Source organism: Thauera sp. WH-1 (assembly GCF_047806685.1).
Classification (GTDB): Bacteria; Pseudomonadota; Gammaproteobacteria; order Burkholderiales; family Rhodocyclaceae; genus Thauera.
Map to the genome: position 1 here is coordinate 1 of NZ_JBLQGP010000037.1, position 17,513 is coordinate 17,513.

At 62.4% G+C, this 17,513-nt stretch carries 15 protein-coding genes; 7 read left to right on the forward strand and 8 right to left on the reverse strand.

The features are described 5' to 3' along the window. Positions 1-65 precede the first annotated feature (65 nt). The 6 genes from ACMV5O_RS20295 to ACMV5O_RS20320 all read right to left on the reverse strand — a co-directional run bounded on the left by ACMV5O_RS20295 (position 66) and on the right by ACMV5O_RS20320 (position 7,458). A complete protein-coding gene (locus tag ACMV5O_RS20295; protein WP_416165157.1) occupies positions 66-902 on the reverse strand; it encodes a hypothetical protein in 837 nt (278 codons plus the stop codon). After that, complete coding sequence (locus tag ACMV5O_RS20300) at positions 899-1,612, reverse strand: DUF559 domain-containing protein (protein WP_416165158.1); 714 nt, start codon at positions 1,610-1,612, stop codon at positions 899-901. The genes ACMV5O_RS20295 and ACMV5O_RS20300 overlap by 4 nt, the downstream gene beginning before the upstream one ends. Positions 1,613-1,730: 118 nt before the next feature. After that, on the reverse strand, positions 1,731-3,200 hold the full coding sequence (locus tag ACMV5O_RS20305) for an N-6 DNA methylase (RefSeq protein WP_416165159.1): 1,470 nt from the start codon (positions 3,198-3,200) through the stop codon (positions 1,731-1,733). A gap of 247 nt (positions 3,201-3,447) precedes the next feature. After that, a complete protein-coding gene (gene hsdR, locus ACMV5O_RS20310; protein WP_416165160.1) occupies positions 3,448-5,793 on the reverse strand; it encodes an EcoAI/FtnUII family type I restriction enzme subunit R in 2,346 nt (781 codons plus the stop codon). Positions 5,794-5,912: 119 nt separating this feature from the next. Then, positions 5,913-7,208, reverse strand: coding sequence for a type II toxin-antitoxin system HipA family toxin (locus tag ACMV5O_RS20315; RefSeq protein WP_324539393.1), 1,296 nt, complete (start codon positions 7,206-7,208; stop codon positions 5,913-5,915). Next, the gene (locus ACMV5O_RS20320; protein ID WP_324539395.1) at positions 7,198-7,458 is read right to left on the reverse strand and encodes a helix-turn-helix transcriptional regulator; all 261 of its coding nucleotides are present in this window, start codon (positions 7,456-7,458) and stop codon (positions 7,198-7,200) included. The genes ACMV5O_RS20315 and ACMV5O_RS20320 overlap by 11 nt, the downstream gene beginning before the upstream one ends. A 222-nt stretch (positions 7,459-7,680) precedes the next feature. On the opposite strand from ACMV5O_RS20320, the gene ACMV5O_RS20325 reads away from it, so the two are divergent. Beyond that, positions 7,681-8,130: an SDR family NAD(P)-dependent oxidoreductase gene (locus ACMV5O_RS20325; protein ID WP_416165161.1), complete on the forward strand. Its 450-nt coding sequence runs from the start codon at positions 7,681-7,683 to the stop codon at positions 8,128-8,130. Here ACMV5O_RS20325 and ACMV5O_RS20330 read toward each other — a convergent pair. Next, positions 8,061-11,090 carry a Tn3 family transposase gene (locus tag ACMV5O_RS20330; protein WP_114249806.1) on the reverse strand — a complete coding sequence of 1,010 codons (3,030 nt, stop codon included), beginning with the start codon at positions 11,088-11,090 and terminating at the stop codon, positions 8,061-8,063. The two genes, ACMV5O_RS20325 and ACMV5O_RS20330, sit on opposite strands and share 70 nt — an antisense overlap. Then, on the reverse strand, positions 11,087-11,680 hold the full coding sequence (locus ACMV5O_RS20335) for a recombinase family protein (protein ID WP_041716419.1): 594 nt from the start codon (positions 11,678-11,680) through the stop codon (positions 11,087-11,089). The genes ACMV5O_RS20330 and ACMV5O_RS20335 overlap by 4 nt, the downstream gene beginning before the upstream one ends. Positions 11,681-11,918: 238 nt before the next feature. On the opposite strand from ACMV5O_RS20335, the gene ACMV5O_RS20340 reads away from it, so the two are divergent. The 6 genes from ACMV5O_RS20340 (at position 11,919) to ACMV5O_RS20365 (ending at position 17,275) form a co-directional block, all read left to right on the forward strand. Then, on the forward strand, positions 11,919-12,197 hold the full coding sequence (locus ACMV5O_RS20340) for a hypothetical protein (RefSeq protein WP_011342941.1): 279 nt from the start codon (positions 11,919-11,921) through the stop codon (positions 12,195-12,197). Beyond that, positions 12,194-12,478 (forward strand): type II toxin-antitoxin system mRNA interferase toxin, RelE/StbE family, encoded by a 285-nt coding sequence (locus ACMV5O_RS20345; RefSeq protein ID WP_011342942.1) that lies wholly within the window; start codon positions 12,194-12,196, stop codon positions 12,476-12,478. Before ACMV5O_RS20340 ends, ACMV5O_RS20345 begins: the two co-directional genes overlap by 4 nt. Positions 12,479-12,842: 364 nt before the next feature. After that, positions 12,843-14,066: an ABC-three component system protein gene (locus tag ACMV5O_RS20350; protein WP_416165162.1), complete on the forward strand. Its 1,224-nt coding sequence runs from the start codon at positions 12,843-12,845 to the stop codon at positions 14,064-14,066. Then, positions 14,063-14,551, forward strand: a complete 489-nt coding sequence (locus ACMV5O_RS20355; RefSeq protein WP_048709293.1) for a three component ABC system middle component — start codon at positions 14,063-14,065, stop codon at positions 14,549-14,551. The genes ACMV5O_RS20350 and ACMV5O_RS20355 overlap by 4 nt, the downstream gene beginning before the upstream one ends. Further along, positions 14,548-16,494, forward strand: coding sequence for a DUF3732 domain-containing protein (locus tag ACMV5O_RS20360; protein WP_416165163.1), 1,947 nt, complete (start codon positions 14,548-14,550; stop codon positions 16,492-16,494). The genes ACMV5O_RS20355 and ACMV5O_RS20360 overlap by 4 nt, the downstream gene beginning before the upstream one ends. 91 nt (positions 16,495-16,585) lie before the next feature. Continuing rightward, positions 16,586-17,275 carry a hypothetical protein gene (locus ACMV5O_RS20365; protein ID WP_416165164.1) on the forward strand — a complete coding sequence of 230 codons (690 nt, stop codon included), beginning with the start codon at positions 16,586-16,588 and terminating at the stop codon, positions 17,273-17,275. The last annotated feature ends 238 nt before the right edge of the window (positions 17,276-17,513 follow it).

A 17,513-nucleotide genomic window follows, 5' to 3' on the forward strand; every position in this document is an offset into this window, starting at 1 on the left:
CTCGCGACATCCTGCAGAAGGTCATTCGCGCAAACAGCCGCTTAAGTTCCAAACAAAATGCAGCACTACACTAGCGCGGCGTCGACCCAATGCCCCTGCACCCGCGCGGCGTGGCCTTGCTCGGCTTCGAGCCGGTCGCACAGGGCCATGAGTTCCTCGACCTTGGCGACGATGCGGGATTGCTCGGCGAGCGGGGGGAGTGCAACCGAGAGGGAGCCGATGTGCGCTTGATTGACGGTCTTTTGGCCCGCCGTCGTAATGAACAAGCGGTTGATTCTGTCCCGTATCAGCGAAGTTTTTCCGAGTAGGCAGAGGTAGCCGGTTCGACACCAGTCTCGGCTGATCCTCATACGAATAAAGTGATCGCAATAAATCGCGCTTACGCCAGACTCGACGGGGATGAATTGTCCGACTATGTCGGCGCTCCCGTTGACGCGAACAATCAGGATATCCCCACCAATCAGGGTGTATTTGCTTACATCGCCTCCGTTGATCGGGATTGCTCGGGGCGCTGCAAGTGAGATTCTGCCGTTCTTGATATCGGCCAGACGCAAGACGACTGTCGAGGCCCCGCCCTCGTCACCTCGGCTTGACGCGCCGTTTTGAAACTCCGGCAGCAGGTCGCTTAGCCGTACCCACTCCCAGTTAGCCGGTAGGTCGTAAGGCTTGTCGTCCTGGGTGAGCGGGGACGCCTGCTTGTCCCGCTTGACCTTCCCTTCCTTGATCAGCCGATCCTTCTCCGCACGAATCCGCTTCAGCAGCGCGCTCGCCGGCTCATCGCTCGGGTCCTGCGGCACCAGCCTGCCGCGCACGGCGAGGCTCAGAATCAGTTCGCGCAGCTTCGCGACGCCGCCGAGGCTGGCGGCGAGCAGGTCGAAGTTTTCCAGTAGCGCGGTGCTCATGGCTGGCCCTCCGGGGGGAGGGCGGGGGAGGTGTCTTGCGCTTCGGTGCGGTACGGGTCGCCCGAGCAAATCCCCCCCGGCCCCCCTTTTGCAAAGGGGGGAGTGGTGTCGCGAGTCTCCCGGCTCCCTTTTGCAAAGGGGGGAGTGGTGTCGCGAGTCTCCCGGCTCCCTTTTTCAAAGGGGGGAGTGGTGTCGCGAGTCTCCCGGCTCCCTTTTGCAAAGGGGGGAGTGGCGTCGCGAACCTCTCGGCTTCCTTTTACAGAGGGTGGAGGTACGGAGGTGGTAACGGAGGGGGTGATGCTTGCTGTCACCGCGCTGGTTTGAACCCCCCTTTGCAAAAGGGGGGCAGGGGGGATTCGGGTTTCCAGGGTTTGCGACACCACCTGAATCACTGCGTCGGTCTCCTTGAGCGCTTGCAGATTGTCGAAACGAAGCACCAGCAAGCCTTGTTGTGCCAGGAATGCGTCCCGGTGCTGGTCCCTGGACTGGTGGGCGGGCTCGAAATGCTGGCTGCCGTCGAGTTCGATCACGAGGCGCGCGGCGGCGCAGTAGAAATCGACGATGTAGGGGCCGATCGGTTTTTGGCGATAGAACTGGAGGCCGTGCAGTTGCTTGCGGCGCAGGCGATGCCAGAGTTGCTGTTCTGCATCGGTCTGGTGGCTGCGGAGTTCGCGGGCGAAGGCTTTCTGGGCGGGTGGGTAGGGGTTCATCGGGACTCCTGGCAAAAGGCGAATCCCCCCTGGCCCCCCTTTTGCAAAGGGGGGAAGTTCATCGCACATCGGCTGGCTGCAGCGGAAATGCTACGCGGCGCGTAGTGATTTGCTGATGTCATGCGTTGCCCTCGAGCGCGGCGGCGAGGATGGCCTTGAGTTCGTCGCGCGTGGTCTGGATCTGGGCCTGCAGCGCGGCGTACTGCGCGAGCAGTTCCTGCGGGTCGTGGCTGTCTTCCTCGGGGTGGTGCGGGTTCTTGATGTCGAGGTTGAAGTTGCGCGCGCGGAGCTCGTCGATGCTGACCTTCCAGGCGAACTCGGTCTCGACGCGGGCGGCGAAGCCGTCGTCTTCCGTGCCCCACCAGGCTTTCTCGGCAGCGAATTCCTCGATGCGGATCGGCTTGGTCTTGGAGTAGCTCTTGTAGCCGGCGGGGTAGGGGTGCTCGTAGTACCAGACGTGCTCGGTGGGTCGGCCCTTGGTGAAGAACAGCAGGTTGGTCTTGATGCCGGTGTAGGGCGCGAACACGCCGTTGGGCAGGCGCACGATGGTGTGCAGGTTGCACTCGGTGAGCAGGCGCTCCTTGATGCGGGTCTTCACGCCTTCGCCGAACAGGGTGCCGTCGGGCAACACCACCGCGGCGCGGCCGCCGTCCTTGAGCAGGTGCATGATCAGCACCAGGAAGAGGTCGGCGGTTTCCTTGGTGCGGATGTCGGCGGGGAAGTTGGCCTCGATGCCGGGTTCCTCGGTGCCACCGAAGGGCGGGTTGGTGAGGATGACGTCGACGCGGTCGGCCGGGCGGTAGTCGCGCAGCGGGCGCGACAGGGTGTTGTCGTGGCGGATCTGGCTGGGCACTTCGATGCCGTGCAGTAGCATGTTGGTGACGCACAGCAGGTGCGGGAGCTGCTTCTTCTCGACGCCCGACACCGCGCGTTGCCAGGTGTGGCGATCCTCGACCGTGCGGATCTGGTCGCGCAGGTGCTCGAGCGTGCAGGCGAGGAAGCCGCCGGTGCCGCAGGCGGGGTCGAGCATGCGCTCGCCGAGTCGGGGATTGACCTGGTCCACCATGAACTGGGTGACGGCGCGCGGGGTGTAGAACTCGCCCGCGTTGCCGGCGCTCTGCAGGTCCTTGAGGATCTTTTCGTAGAGGTCGTTGAAGAGGTGGCGCTCGGCCTGGTCGTTGAAGTCGATCTCGTTGATCTTGTTGATGACCTGGCGCAGCAGCTGGCCGGACTTCATGTAGTTGTAGGCGTCCTCGAACACCGACTGCACCACGTAGCCGCGCGGGTTGCGCGCGGGGTCGGCGGCGAGGCCTTTCATGCCGGGGAAGAGCTCGGTGTTGATGAAGTCCTGCAGCTCGTCGCCGGTGATGCCTTCGGCGTCCGCCGCCCAGTTGCGCCAGCGCAGCGGCTCGGGGATGGGCGAGCGGTAGCGGTCGTGCATCAGCTCGAGCTCGGTCTCCTGGTCGTCGAAGATCTTGAGGAAGAGCAGCCAGCTGAGCTGCGACAGGCGCTGCGCGTCGCCGTCGACGCCGGCGTCCTGGCGCATGATGTCCTGGATGGATTTGATGAGGGTGGTGCTGATTGGCATGTGGTGTCTTTGAGGCTTAGTATCCGGGTCGTACACGTTGTCGGGTCACTGATGCAAACCCTCAGCGTAATGAAAGAAGGGGCCGAAAGGCCCCTTCGCCTTTTCTGGGCAGGCGTCTCCCCGCGTCCGCGAGACGCAACGTGGACCGTTGCCGGTTCTGTTGCCGGTTCCTCCGTCTCGCTGAAAGCCTTGCTGGGCTTGAGTCAGAAGCCGCGAACGGATCGTTCATTGTTCGAATTTTTGCCGGTTAGTTTGCCGCCTGCTGGTACAGCCCGCGCTCAAGCTCGCGGATAGCACCGAGGTAAGCGGGCTTGCCGCCGAAGGCCTTGATGATCTGGGAGACGGAGCCGAGCGCATCGAAGGGCTGGAGCTGCAGCACTTCCATGGTCTCGACCTCGGCGATGCCGGCGTCGGCGTACTTGTCGAGCAGCAGCTCCAGCACCTTGCGCGCGGTGCCTTCGTAGCGGGTGAAATAGTCGCGCTTGCGGACGTTGTCGGCGCGCTCGCGGCGGGTGAGCGGCTTGCGGCCGAAGGCGATGTGGCATACGAGGTCGAAGGGGTCGAGCGCCTTGCCGGTCTCCTTGGCAAGCTCCTCGAAGAGGATGCCCTGGTTTTCCAGTTCGGCGATGACGGCGGCCTTGCGGTCGGCGTCGTTCCAGGTCTTGAGGAAATCGTCGAGCGAGGCAAAGCGTTTGCCGATCTGGATGCGGGTGTAGTCGCGCAGCGATTCGGTGATGAGCCGGCCGTCGGGGCCGTAGTACTGCACGCGTTCGTTCACCACGTAGACCGGCACGTCCTTGATGACGTACTTGATGCGTTCGCCGCCAGTCGTGGGAGCTTCGGGAAGCTCGCCGGGCTGGCCCCGAGTCTCCTGGTCCGGTGGCGGCGGGTCCTCCGGCGGCACGACGGGCTCATCGCCACTCGGGTTGTAGATGACCACCGGCTCGCCATCGAAGGCGGGGTCGGCGAACAGTTCGGTCGCGCGCTTGAAGTCGAGGATGGAGAACCAGAGCTTGCCGTACTCCTCGTCGATGCGGGTGCCGCGGCCGATGATCTGTTTGAACTCGGTCATCGAGTTGATGGTGCGATCGAGCACGACGAGCTTGCAGGTCTTGGCGTCGACGCCGGTGGTCATGAGCCGGCTGGTGGTGGCGATGACCGGGTACGGCTTTTCGGGGTCGATGAAGTTGTCGAGCTCGAGCTTGCCCTCGAGGTTGTCTCCGGTGATCTGCATCACGTACTTGGGGTTGCGGCTGGCGAGGTCCGCGTTGGCGTTGATCAGCGCCTGGCGCATGCGTGCGGCGTGGTCGATGTCCTCGCAGAACACGATGGTCTTGGCCATGCGGTCGGTGCCGCGCAGGAATTCGCTGATGCGCCGGGCGACGGCCTCGTCGCGCTGGGTGAGCACCAGCGTGCGGTTCATGTCGCCCTGGTTGTAGATGCGGTCCTCGACGAGCTGGCCCCTGGAATCGAGCTTGCCGGCCTGCGGTCGCCAGCCGAGGTCCTTGTCGAGATCGACGCGGATGACCTTGTACGGGGCGAGAAAGCCGTCCTCGATGCCCTGCTTGAGCGAGTAGGTGTAGACCGGCTCGCCGAAGTAGCTGATGTTGGAGACGTCTTCGGTTTCCTTGGGTGTGGCGGTGAGCCCGAGATGCACGGCGCCGCTGAAGTAGTCGAGCACCGCGCGCCAGGCGGAGTCCTCGGCCGCGCTGCCGCGGTGGCATTCGTCGATGACGACGAGGTCGAAGAAATCCGGGCTGAACTGGCGGTAGATGTTCTTCTCTTCCTCGCTGCCGGTGACGGCCTGATAGAGCGAGAGGTAGATCTCGTAGGACTTGTCGATCGAGCGGTTCTCGATCTTGGTCATCGCGCCGCCGAAGGGCTTGAAGTCGTTGCTCTTGGTCTGGTCGACGAGGATGTTGCGGTCGGCGAGGAAGAGGATGCGGCTGTTGGGGTGCGACTTCCAGAACCGCCAGATGATCTGGAAGGCGGTGTACGTCTTGCCGGTGCCGGTCGCCATGACGAGCAGGACGCGGTCCTGCCCCTTGGCGATGGCCTCGATGGCGCGGTTGACCGCGGTCGTCTGGTAGTAGCGCGGCTGTTTGCCGGTGTTGTGGTAGTCCTGCGCGTAGACCGGCGCGATATCGGCGCCGATGCCTTTCCAGGCCAGATAGCGCTGCCACAGCACCTCGGGAGACGGGAAGTCGCTCAGCGCGATCTCGGTTTCGAGGGCGCCATCGGTGCGCGTCCTGTCGTGGAAGACGAAGCCGTCACCGTTGCTGGAGAAGGCGAAGGGCACGTCGAGCATCGTCGCGTAGTCCAGCGCCTGCTGGATGCCGTCGCGCATCGAGTGGTTGTTGTCCTTGGCTTCAACGACGGCGAGCGGCAGACCCGGCTTGTAGTAGAGGACGTAGTCCGCGCGCCGGATGCTGTTCTTGTCGCGCCTCCCGGTCTGCCCGCGCACAACGACGCGGCCGTCGGTGAGCCGGACTTCCTCGCGCATCTGCAGCTCGGTGTTCCACTGCGCCGCAGCGATCGCCGGGGTGATGTACTGGGTGCAGATGTCGCGTTCGGACAGCGTCTTCTTGGTCATGAGCCCGGAATGATCTGGCGTTGAGCTTGGCGGGGATGATGACAGCAACAAGCGCGCAGAGGCAAAGGTGACGGGGGCGTTGCAGGGATGGCGGGTGTAACCCGCCTTCGTTCGTCCGCTTACTGCGGGGACGCGGGGCTGTCGCCCTCGCGCGAGGCGGGTGCGCTCAGCTTGCGGAGCGTCAGCGCGCAGCGTTGTTCGATCAAGGCGACGATTCTTTCAACGACGCCGTTCCCGGCAAAACCATTCGCGCGGTCGGACTGGAGCGCACGCGCGGCGCGGGGCAGCGAGTTCGTCAGTTCCAGGATGCGCCGCCGCGCCTGTGCCTTGGCAAGACCGGCGCCCTCGGCGAACTGGTCCCAGTGCCGGGCCTCGACTTCGCTGAACTTGTACTTGCTGCCGATCTTCATCGCCATCTTGGGCGTCAAGGTCGGATAGACGGCGGTGGAGAGCGCGTCGTAGAGCGGGGCCAGGACCGGTGCCCTGCCGGAGTAGAGCAGGGAGAAGTTCTTGGCGTGCGCGTCGTGATTGCCGATGAGCGCGTTGAAGATGACGTAATCGAACAGGCGCAGCACCTGTGGCGCGCTCGGGCGCGTCGCACGGCGTACCAGATCGAAGCATTGCGCCAGATCCGGCCCGCCCTCGTTCTGGTACTTCATCTCGGGCACCACGCCGAGTGCCTGGCAGAAGTCTTCCTGGTGGAGGCGTCGCCGGCGCCCCTGTGGATCCAGCACACGGTCGTAGCGTTCGACCAGCAGGAAGGGGCGATGCAATACGGCATGGACGCTCGCCTTCGCCGGCTCGAGCTGCAGGGCCTCTGCCAGCGCCATGCAGAATCCTTCGTTGACCACGCTGTCCTCGACGGCGGGGATGGCCGGTTTGAGGATGTGCGAGCTCGGGCTACCGTTGAGGGGGAGGCCGAGGCGAGTGCCGTCGAAGACCACCGGCAGCTTGTCCTGGGCGCCCGCCAGCGAGAGCCGCAAGCCGTCCTTGCCCGCCAGCATCGGGCGACGAGGCAGCTCGTCCAGTACGGCGACGACTTCCTCCTCACTCAGCCATTGAACGTCGTCGGCCTGCGCGGGCGCCGGGAGACTCTGCCCGGGTGCCAGGAAGGTCACGGCGCCGGCACATTCGCCGCCGATGTGGTCGAGCAGGGCGAAGTCGTTCTGGCCCGAGACCTGGAACTGCCGCGCGATCAGGCGACGCATCTGTCCTTCCGGCAGCAGGCCGGCAAAGAAGGGGCGCGTCGCACGATCGTCGAACGGCTCGGCCCGCAGGGGCAGCGAGTGCGACAGGGCGACAGCGGTTGACCGCGACAGCCAGCCGGGGGCGTAGCAAAAGCCGAGGCGCCCATCGACCAGCGCGAGCGTGCCGACGTGGTCGGAGAACAGCCAGACCTCCAGCTCATGCGTCATGGCCGCTGCCCTCGGTGGCGTGATCGGCTTCTAATGCGGGCAAACCGTCCAATTGGAGCTCTCCCCCCAGCGCATCGATCACCCGCAGGACGTTCTCCAGCCTTACGGTCGGCTTGCCCGCTTCGAGGTCGACGATGAAGCGCACGCCCACGCCCGCGGCCAGCGCCAGCTGAGGCTGGGTCAGGCCGAGTTGCTTGCGGGCGGCACGCAGGGCGTCGCCGAGTTGCTGGGGGGAGCGGATGGATGTCATGGCTTTCCTCGGATTTCCCGTTCGGGAAATTATGGACTGGGCTTCTGCTTTGCGCCAGCGATATTTCCCGATCGGGAAACATAGGCTCAGAGAGCCGCATCAGGAGGGAGAGATTTACCGATCGGGAATCCGCCACTGCTGTGGCCCCGTCCGTTTTGACGATGCCGGGCTAGCCCGACCCCCCTATAAATGACGGCGTATCCACCCTTCGAGGTTCACGCCGTGAGAGAAGCGCCTTCCTATGTCCCCGGTCACCAGCTGCTCGCTGGCAAGTCCGTCCTGATCACCGCCGCCGCCGGAGCCGGCATCGGCTTTGCCGCCGCGCGCAAGTGCGCCGAAGAAGGCTGCCGCGCGCTGATGATCTCCGACATCCATCCGCGCCGGCTGGAAGAGGCGGTCGCCAAGCTCAAGGCCGACACCGGGCTGCAGCACGTCTGGGGCCAGCTGTGCAACGTCACCAATGAAGAAGAGGTGCAGGCCCTGGTCGCCGCGGCCGAGGACAAGCTCGGCGGCGTCGACGTGCTGATCAACAACGCCGGCCTGGGTGGCGAGAAGCGCGTCACCGAGATGGGGGTTCTAAGCCGGAACCGCCGAAATTTCCGTCATCCCAGCTCCAGGCCCGCCACGAGCGCATCCAGGTCGATCATCTTGCCGTCGCTCTGGAAGGTGTAATGCCCGTTCAGCAGGATGTGCCGCCAGGCCGCCGGCGATATCTGGGTCAGGAGAGCGTGCGCCTTGGCGTTGCCGCTCGCCTCGTAATTCATCAGCAGCCGCGAGAGGATGGCCGAGTTGTAGAAGATGACCGCGTTGGCGATCAGCCTGGCGCACTGGTTGCTGATCTCAATTTCGATGTCGGTGCGCCCGGTCAATTCCTTCTTGCCGCCGACCTGGGCGATGGTCGAGCGTAGCTGGTGATAGGACTCGATGCGGTTCTGTGAGCGGTGCACGTTGCGCTCCAGTTGCGGATCGCGCAGGTAGCGCAGCGTGTAGATGCTGCGGATGAGCTTGTCGAACTCGAACACCGCGCGCCGCGTCGGGTTCGGCGCGGTGTAGGTGCATAGCTTGCGGATCAGCGTGCCCTGCGTCATCTCCTTCAGTCCGAGCGTGGCGACGATCTGGTCGAGGTTCGGCTTCTCGCTGACTATGAGATCGCGGTCGATTCTCCCGGCCGGCCGGATCAGGCACTGATCGTACAGCGCCGGATCGTCGGCACTGTAGAGTTCCTTCAACTGATCGCCAAGGTCGGTGAAGCGCGGCTCGAAACGCAGGCCGAACCAGTGCAAGATAGCGAAGTTGGCCTTGTTGACGCTGTGCATGTCGCCGGTGATCGCGGTCGGCACGATGTCCGACGTGTTGCGATACCAGATGTCGAACACGTGATGGGCCTCGTAATCGTGCGCGCCGATCAGGTAGCCGTTGAGCGGCACGTGGTTGCACAGCAGCGTGTAGGCGACCACGCCCTTGCCGCGCCCAAAGTATTTGCGCGAGTGGCGCGCTTTCACGGTCGGCCGCGCGACGCCGAATTTCTGACCATCGACGGCACCGTACAGTGCATCGAGGTCGAACGAGTAGTACGGGAAGATCGGCAGCGCGGCGATGGCGTTGCTGATGCAGTCGTTGGCCGCGTGCAGCGTTGCGTGGCGCAGGTACTGTTGGTAGGCGCTCTCCAGCACGTGGTACGGGATGTCGCTGGTGCGTGCCATGACCTGGTTGCCGTGGTTCATCGCCTGCGCGATGATGACCGCCATCAGGCTGTCGGCGTCGGCGACCTTCTTCGCATAGCGCGGCTGCAAAGGCGTCAGCGCCGACAGGAACTGGCACTGGCCGTTGACGAAGCGGAACACGTCGGCCACGTCGCAGAACGGCAGTTGCTCGTAGAACGCCCTCTCGCGCGCCTTCTGGTTCTCGCCCCTGGGCTTGCGCCATGTCAGCTTCTGCGTGTCCTTGTCGTATTCCAGGTGCGTCAGCTTGCCCTGCTTCAGCTCGCGGTTGAAGGCCAGCCACTGAGAGCGCAGCTCGGTCGCGAGCGCATCGAGCTGGGCATCGAGTGGCTGCCGCAGGAACGGGATGTCGATCTGCGCCAGCACGTCGGCCTTCTCATCCAGCGAAACCAGCTCGTCGGAAAAATGCCGGTGCTGCAAGCTGTCGTCGAGGTAGAGTTCACCCGACTGGAAGCGCTTCCTGACCTGGCGGTACAGCCAGAACTCGTAGCGGTCGGCACGCAGGCCCGTCGGCTTGCCATCGGCATCGAAGGTCAGCAGGTACGGTCGCAAGCGTTTCGGCAGCGTGGCCGCTGGACATTCGGCGAGCGGCCGTTGCGATAGGCGCTGCTGTTTGGCGAACACGTCCTTGGCCCAGGCCAGCGCCACGAGCCACGGGCTGCCCGGATCAGTGCCAGCGAGGTCGAGCGCGACATACAGCGGCCGAAGATGGCGGCGGATGCGCTCAGCCAGGCCGTCCACCGCCTGCCAGTGCAAAGCCAGCTTGCTCACCGGCTTCACGCTCATGCGCTGCGCGGTGGTTTGCAGCGTATCGCGGGGCATGATTTTGTAGGCGCGCTGGCGCACATCGCCGAACGGCGTGGGATCGGGCACGCTGTCGTCGATGTAAAGCGACAGCAGGCGGCCGACCTGCGGTGTGTCTTGCTGACGGCGCACCTGCTCGGCGACAAAGGATTGCTTTGCGCCCGCACTGCTTTCGTCCTCCAACTGCTTCATGTGGTAGGCCATCGCATCGACCAGGTTGTCGGAAAGCTGCCGGTAGCGCACCCAGGCATAGCAAAGCAGGTAGAGGTAGGTCTGATCGGCCTTCAGGTTGCGTAGATCGTGGACGGTGTAGAAGTTCGCCAGGCTGGCGTAGTACAGCAGATTCTGCTGCGAGACGCCGAGCTTGGGCAGCAGCGCCTTGGCGATCCGGTGCAGCGGCTCCAGCGTGGCGCGCTTTTCGCGTTCGTGGGCCATCTGACGCCAGCCAAAGTCCTTGGCGTCCTGCTTGAGCGCCGCCAATTGCGACAGGGTGTCGTCACGCACTAGAAGCCGACCCAGCGCGGCCTTGGCCGATTCGTCCAACACTTCCGACAGCAGGCCAGCCAGCCGCCGACGCTCGGCGGACAGGGCTTCGCTCACCAGCTCTTGCAGGGTGGTATAGCCGGGCCGGATGATCTTGTGCTCGTTTAGCCAGACGATCAGCTCGGCGGCGATGAACCCCGGCATCACGTCGCGTCGCACGGTCTGCGCGGCCTGCTGCGCGAGCTGCGGCAGGAACTCGGCCGCCCACGGCCGGTAGCCGAACAGATCGGCAATCCACTCGCGCTGGGTGTAGTGCTCGTGCTTGGAGATTGGCTTGTGCTCGAAGGACTCGCCGTGGAAGTAGCGGCTCAGCACGAAGGCGCAATCGTGCTCGACCTCACTCCAGTCGAAGCGGAAGAAGGCATGCTTGGCCTTGAAGTAACCGATCTGCAAGATGCAATAAACCTGGGCATGGAGACCAGGCCGGCTGCTGGCGAGCGCCAGTTCGGTTTCAGTCAACGCCAAGTATTCCAGCCGCTGGGCGTCGTCGAAGTCCGGCAGGCCGTACAGGGCTTCCTGCTCGGCGTCCGACAGGACGGTCAATCGTTCGCTCTTGGTCGTCATCGCGATGACGCTCCACGAGAGCCCGTCCAACCAACCCGTGCCAGGGTCTCGATCAGCGTGGTTCGCTTGACGCCGAAGTTGCGGCACACCGCCGCCTTGGACATGCCGCCATCGAGCGCAGCGACGATGGCCTCCAGCTTCTCGCCGGTGATCGCCTGCGGCCGGCCGCCGATCCGGCCGCGTTTGCGGGCGGCAGCCAGACCGGCGACGACACGTTCCTGGATCAAGGCGCGTTCGTACTGCGCGAGCGCGCCGAACACCTGGAACAGAAACTCGCCCGAGGGCGTCGTGGTATCCAGGTTCTCCGTCAGCGAGCGGAACGCCACCTGCTTTTCCTTGAGCGAGGTCACGATGGCGAGCAGGTGCGACAACGAACGGCCGAGCCGGTCGAGCTTCCACACGACCAACACGTCGCCAGGGCGAACGAATTCGAGCGCCCGCGCCAGGCCCGCGCGGTCGTCCTTCGCGCCGGAAGCATGATCCTCGAACAGATGCCGCGCATCGACGCCGACGGCGAGCAGCGCATCGCGCTGCAAGTTCGTGCTCTGGCGGTCGGAATCCGACGACACGCGCATGTAACCTACCAACATAATCGGAAAACCATCAAGAAGGGGTTTCCGCATGGTAGCGTCTGGCGACAGAGTTTTCCGCACAATTTTGCGGCCACTCGGAGGTTGGTGCAGAGGACTGTTGAAGGCCTGTCGCAAAACAAATGTTTTCCGACAGGCCTTGGCATAGCGCAGGCCCGCCTTGCAGCGTTCTGTGCGTAGCGCTTAGTCTTGACGACGTATACACTTCGTTAGTATCAAGTGGAAGGAGGCCCCGATCATGTCAAAACAAGCTGTTTTCACGATGAAGCTGGAGCCTGAGTTGCGCGCCGAGTTTATGGCCGAAGCCGAGGCGGCCCATCGCCCGGCGTCGCAAGTGCTGCGCGAACTGATGCGCGAGTTCGTTCAGCGCCAGCGCGAGTCGCGCGAGTACGACGAGTTCCTGCGCCGCAAGGTCGAAGCCGGCCGGGCTTCGATGCGCGCTGGATTGGGGCGGTCGAACGATGAAGTTGAGGCCGAATTCGCCGCACGGCGTGCCAGTGTGGCGAGCCAGGCGTGAGGGTTGTTTGGACGCCCGAAGCGCAGCAAGACCGTGCCGATGTGTGGGACTACATCGCAGCCGACAATCCGCGCGCGGCGGCCCGGATGGATGAGATTTTCAGCGACGCGGCCGCCCGGTTGATCCAGCACCCCATGCTGGGCAAGCCGGGAAAGATTCCCGGGACCCGCGAGTTGATCCCGCACGAAAGCTATCGCCTGGTGTACCAGATCGACGGCGAAACGGTGTGGATACTGACGCTGGTTCACACGGCCCGCCTGTGGCCGCCTGTGCGCGATTAAGAAACGATCATGGCAACGATGAAACGGCGCGTTGACAGACTGCTTTCGAGCCAGACCGCGGTCGGCGGCAGGCGGCCATAAGCTGTCACGGGACACCCGATCCGGATAGCGGTCATCCGGGCGAGGCGGTATGCTCTCTGCCTATGCGTCAGATGACTCGCAGCAGCCCACTAAGCCGTCGGCTGCTGCTATTCCTGTCTTGTTGGCGTGCCTTGCGCCTGGTTCTTACATCTAAACAGTAACTTGCAGGACAAGTTATCTGGCATTCCGAGGATATGCGGAAGAACTGCCGCCCTAGAACAAAGGTGTCGACAAGTAGGCAGCGCCGTCGATGGTGTGCCCATGCTAATTAGCGATTGAACCGATGACAGGCAAGACCACTGACCAATTTTCAGCTGGCGAGCAAGGCTTGGGATACATGTATCAAGCGCGTCTCGCCCTGCTACAACTGCTCCAATTGCCGGAAGATACTGCCATCTTCCTGGAAAAGGACGACGACCTCGACTTCATCGACAGCGACGGCGGCAAGTCCTTGGCATCACTCAAGCACAAGGCGATCGGCGATAGGCTGACTGACCTGTCAACGGATTTCTGGAAGTCCGTCAACATCTGGCTGACGCGATACAAGCGTGATGGCCGCGCTACATCGAACCTGCGGTTCTTCCTGTTCACCACCGGCACGGTATCGAGCGGTTCGTTCCTAGCCCGTCTTCTCCCTGATCAGCCCGTCGCCACAGGCGATGCGACAGCGCTAACCGAACTTGCCGATGCCGCGCTTGCCGGATCGACATCAAAACTCATCGCGCCGATCGCCACGGCTTTCAACGAACTGAGCGATCCGGAGAAGCAGGATTTTCTCGAACGAATCCTAATTCTCGATGGCAACCCACGCATCGGCGACATCCCGGCGCTCATTAGGGACAAGCAGTTGCGCTGCATCCGGCGCGAGCACCGCGAGTTCGTCTTCGAGCGGCTGGAGGGCTGGTGGACCGATGCCGTGATCAAACAGTTGACTGGCGCCAGGCCGGAAGGAATCTTCGGTTACGAGGTGTCAGACAAACTCTCGAATCTCGCTGAGGAATATAAGGCAGACAACCTGCCTATCACCTTCCGTGGAAAGGCACCCGCTGACGAGATCGACACGGATGCCGACCCGCGCCTGTTCGTGGCGCAATTGCGCGAAATCGGTATTTCCTCGAATAGGATCAGGAGTGCGATTTTCGATTATTACCGGGCTTTCGAACAACGGTCGGCCTGGGCGCGCGAGAACCTGCTTGCGTTGGGAGAAGTCGAGGAGTACGAGGATCGCCTCGCCGATGAATGGGGTCGCTACAAGGATGTCGCTTTCGAGAAGCTGAAGGGCGACAGCGCGGAAGAGGCACTGCGCGAAGCCGGCTCCGCCCTCTATAACTGGGCAGAATTTGAGACCGGAAAGATCGAATCCCTACGCATCCGCGCAAGGGTGACTGAGCCTTATGTCCTTCGCGGCAGCCTCCACATTCTGGCAGATGCCACGCCAGAACCCAGGGTCTACTGGCATCCCAGATTCCTCGATCGCCTTGGCGAGTTGTTGGGGGTGGCCTCGTGAAACGATGGGATCAGCGCCCCTTCGAGATCCGGAACCTGTTCAACCCTGCGTTCTGCGGCTTGGTCTTGTCCCGCGCCCTGCACGGCTATGAGGAAGAAGACGCCCGCGGCATGCCCTTCTCGCTGACGCTGCTTGTGCTGCCCCTGTGCCTGCACAAGGATTCGCGCGAGGTGATCGCCAACAGTCCGCGCAGCTACCTGCTCAAGACTGCAGAGAAGAACCAGCAGCTTATGGTGGGCTTCGCCGACCGGGTCACGCAGATGCTGCCGTATGCCTTTGAGGGGTTCGGTCTGCTAATGGAACGGGGCTGCATCGCCATCTTGGAAGACGGTCGTATCCAGACCGTGCCCAAGAAGGTGCGCAAGACCGTCGATGGAACCGCCGAAACCGTCTCCTGCCAGAAAGTGGCGCGCATCGTCGGAAAGGAATTCGCACGCATCGCCGACCGGGCGACTGTTTACACGACTTTCGGGATTCGACCATGAAGATCAGCTCCATCCATGTCTACAGCCATGACGGCCAGCGTCGTGACCTCCGGTTCAACGTAGACGGACTCAACGTCATCACTGGTCGTTCCTCCACCGGCAAGTCGGCGCTCTCGGAGATCATCGAATACTGCATGGGAGGCTCCTCGTTCAACGTCCCCGAAGGCATTATCCGCGACAAGGTGGCCTGGTTCACCGTGATCTATCAGTTCGAGAAAGAACAGGTGCTGGTTGCAAAGCCGACCCCGCCCGGTGGTGGTGCCAGTTGCAGCACGGCAATGCTGCGAAGAGGGGGGCAATTGCAGACGCCCGCGTTCAATGAGCTGGTGGTGAACACTGACGACGACAGTATCGTAGAACTACTGTCGCGCTTGCTCGGTATTCCCGAGAATCGCACCCAGGTCGCGCTTGAACACAGCCGCAATAGCTACGACGCGAACGTCAAGCACACGTTTTACTACCTGTTCCAGAAGCAGGGGCTGGTCGCAAACAAGGACCAACTTTTTTACCGACAGAACGAGCAGTTCCAGCCGCAGGCGATCCGCGACACGCTTCCGATCCTGCTCGGCGTCTCCTCAAATGACCGCTATGAGTTGGAATCCAAGTTGCGCACAGCGCAGCGGGATCTGAGAATCACCAACAAAAAGCTGGAGCAGGCGCGCGACGCCGTCGGCACGTCGCATGAGCAGGCTATCGGCCTCTATTCGGAAGCAAAGACGGTCGGGGTCATCGGCAACACCGACGAGAATCCGAATGCCGAAGGGATCATCGAGGCCTTGAGGTCGGCACTGTCTTGGATGCCCGAAACAGTGCCGGACGACGATGGCAGCCGCGTCTCGCTTCTGGAGGATGAACTGGCCCAGTTGCGCCAAGATCGCCGCGACACTCAGACCCGGATCGATGCCGCGCGACAGTTCGCTAAACGTGCAGGCGGATACGAGAATGAGGCCGCCGAACAGATAAGCCGGCTCGCCTCGATCAAGGCGCTGCCGAAGAACCCCGGCAGTGGTGAGTGGCAATGGCCGTTCAGCGAACGAAACCTTGCGCTGGAGTCCCCGGTCGCCGTCGTTCTGCTCAACGAATTGGAATCACTCGACAGGGAATTGCGCATCGCTACCGGCCAGCGCCCCAAGCTCGAAGCCTACTTGGCCGAGCTGACCAGCAGGGCGGACGGAATAGCGGGCCGTATCAAGCAGAAGGAAGCGGAACTGTCCGCAGCGATCTCGGCCAACGAACTGATGGACCAGATGGGCACCCGCAACAACGCCGCTGCACGCGTGGTCGGCCGTATCAGCCTGTTCTTGGAAACGCTTCTCCCGAATGACGATCTTGCCAAACTGGAAGCGGAGAATCGCCGTCTCAACAATAAAGTCAAGCAGCTTGAGGAACAGATCGGCGTCGACGACAGCAACGAGCGCCTAACCTCGATCCTCAACAACATCTCCGCACAGGTGTCGCGATACATTCAGAAGTTCAACGCCGAATTTGCTCCGTACCCTGCACGGCTCAACCTGCCGCAGCTAACGATCATCTTCGATCGGCCCGAGCGTCCAGTGCCGATGAGCCGAACCGGCGGCGGCGAAAACCATCTGGCCTACCATCTTTCGGCACTGCTAGCCCTGCATCTGTTCGCGGCGCAGAACAGCCGCCCAATTCCGCGCTTCCTGCTGATAGACCAACCAACCCAAGTCTACTTTCCGTCCGAACAGATTTACAAGGATGCCGATGGCTCGGTGCAGAAGACGGAAAAGGATGCCGATCTTGATGCGGTGCGTCGGCTGTTCGAGCTATTGCTTAAGTTCACCCAAGAAGACGTCCCAGGTTTCCAACTGATCGTCACTGAGCATGCGAACCTGCGCGAGCAGTGGTTCCAGGACGCGCTCGTCGAGGAACCGTGGACCAAGCCGCCCGCGCTGGTTCCGGAGGATTGGCAACACCAGTGATCCATGTCATTTGTCGCGTGGGGCGGAATAACCGGTTGCAGCGGACGGACCGCCGCGCGCCCCGCCGCTGAACCAGAGCGTTAGATTTTCTATGCACATACCCTCATCTCACGTCTTCGAAGCACTCTCGGAAAAGGGTGTCACCGAACTGCATCACGCCAACAGCGTTGCAACCGCCTGTCAGTTCATACGGGCGGGATCACTACTTTCTAGAGGCTCTGTGGAGCGGCTTGGCGTTGCGCAAACTCCTCAGGCATCTGACGAAGCGGATCGGCGATACAGTATCTGGTTCGATGTCTTTCTAGATTCTGTCGATATTCACAGGCGCGCCAGTCGCGCAAACGTCTACGGCCCCGTAATGTTTGTTTTTGACATTAACATCATCAACGCAAACGGAACTGGAAGGATTTGGCTTACAAAACTGAACCCCACTAAATGGGCCGGCAAGCCGGACAGCCAACGCTGGTTCCAAGATAGGAACGACCTTGAACGGAACTTTGTTAAAGGGCGTTTCGATCAGATGCTCGTCTTGCGCCATTGCGGTGGGGCACTGCCATTTGGAAGGCACCTCAAAAAGATCATCCTCGACGACCCTAAGCACCAAACGGACCACGATGTTGATCTCTACAGCATGGCAGTTGGAGCTCTTCGTTTGGCGATGCAGGACGCCAAGATCGACGTTCCTATAGTTCGGCGGACATGTACTGAAGGGTGTACCTGCGAACAGGACTGGGCAGCAGACGCTGAGAAACTATTTCAGATGTTCGACCCGAAAATCTAACCCTGCCGTCAACACAGACCTTACGTGTAGAGCAGCGCTAGGCCGGTTACCTCCACGTTTGAACGACAGCTTTCCCTTAAGCTCATAGGCAGCAACGGGTCGCTATGTATAGCTTCACATAGTGAAGAGAGTCTTTTGCCTGGCGGACGCGGCGCACGGCGACCGGGCGGTATCATGCCTTTATCCCGCGACCGGTAGGCAAAAGATCCCGTTGGACTGAACCGCCCCGCCGGCGGTA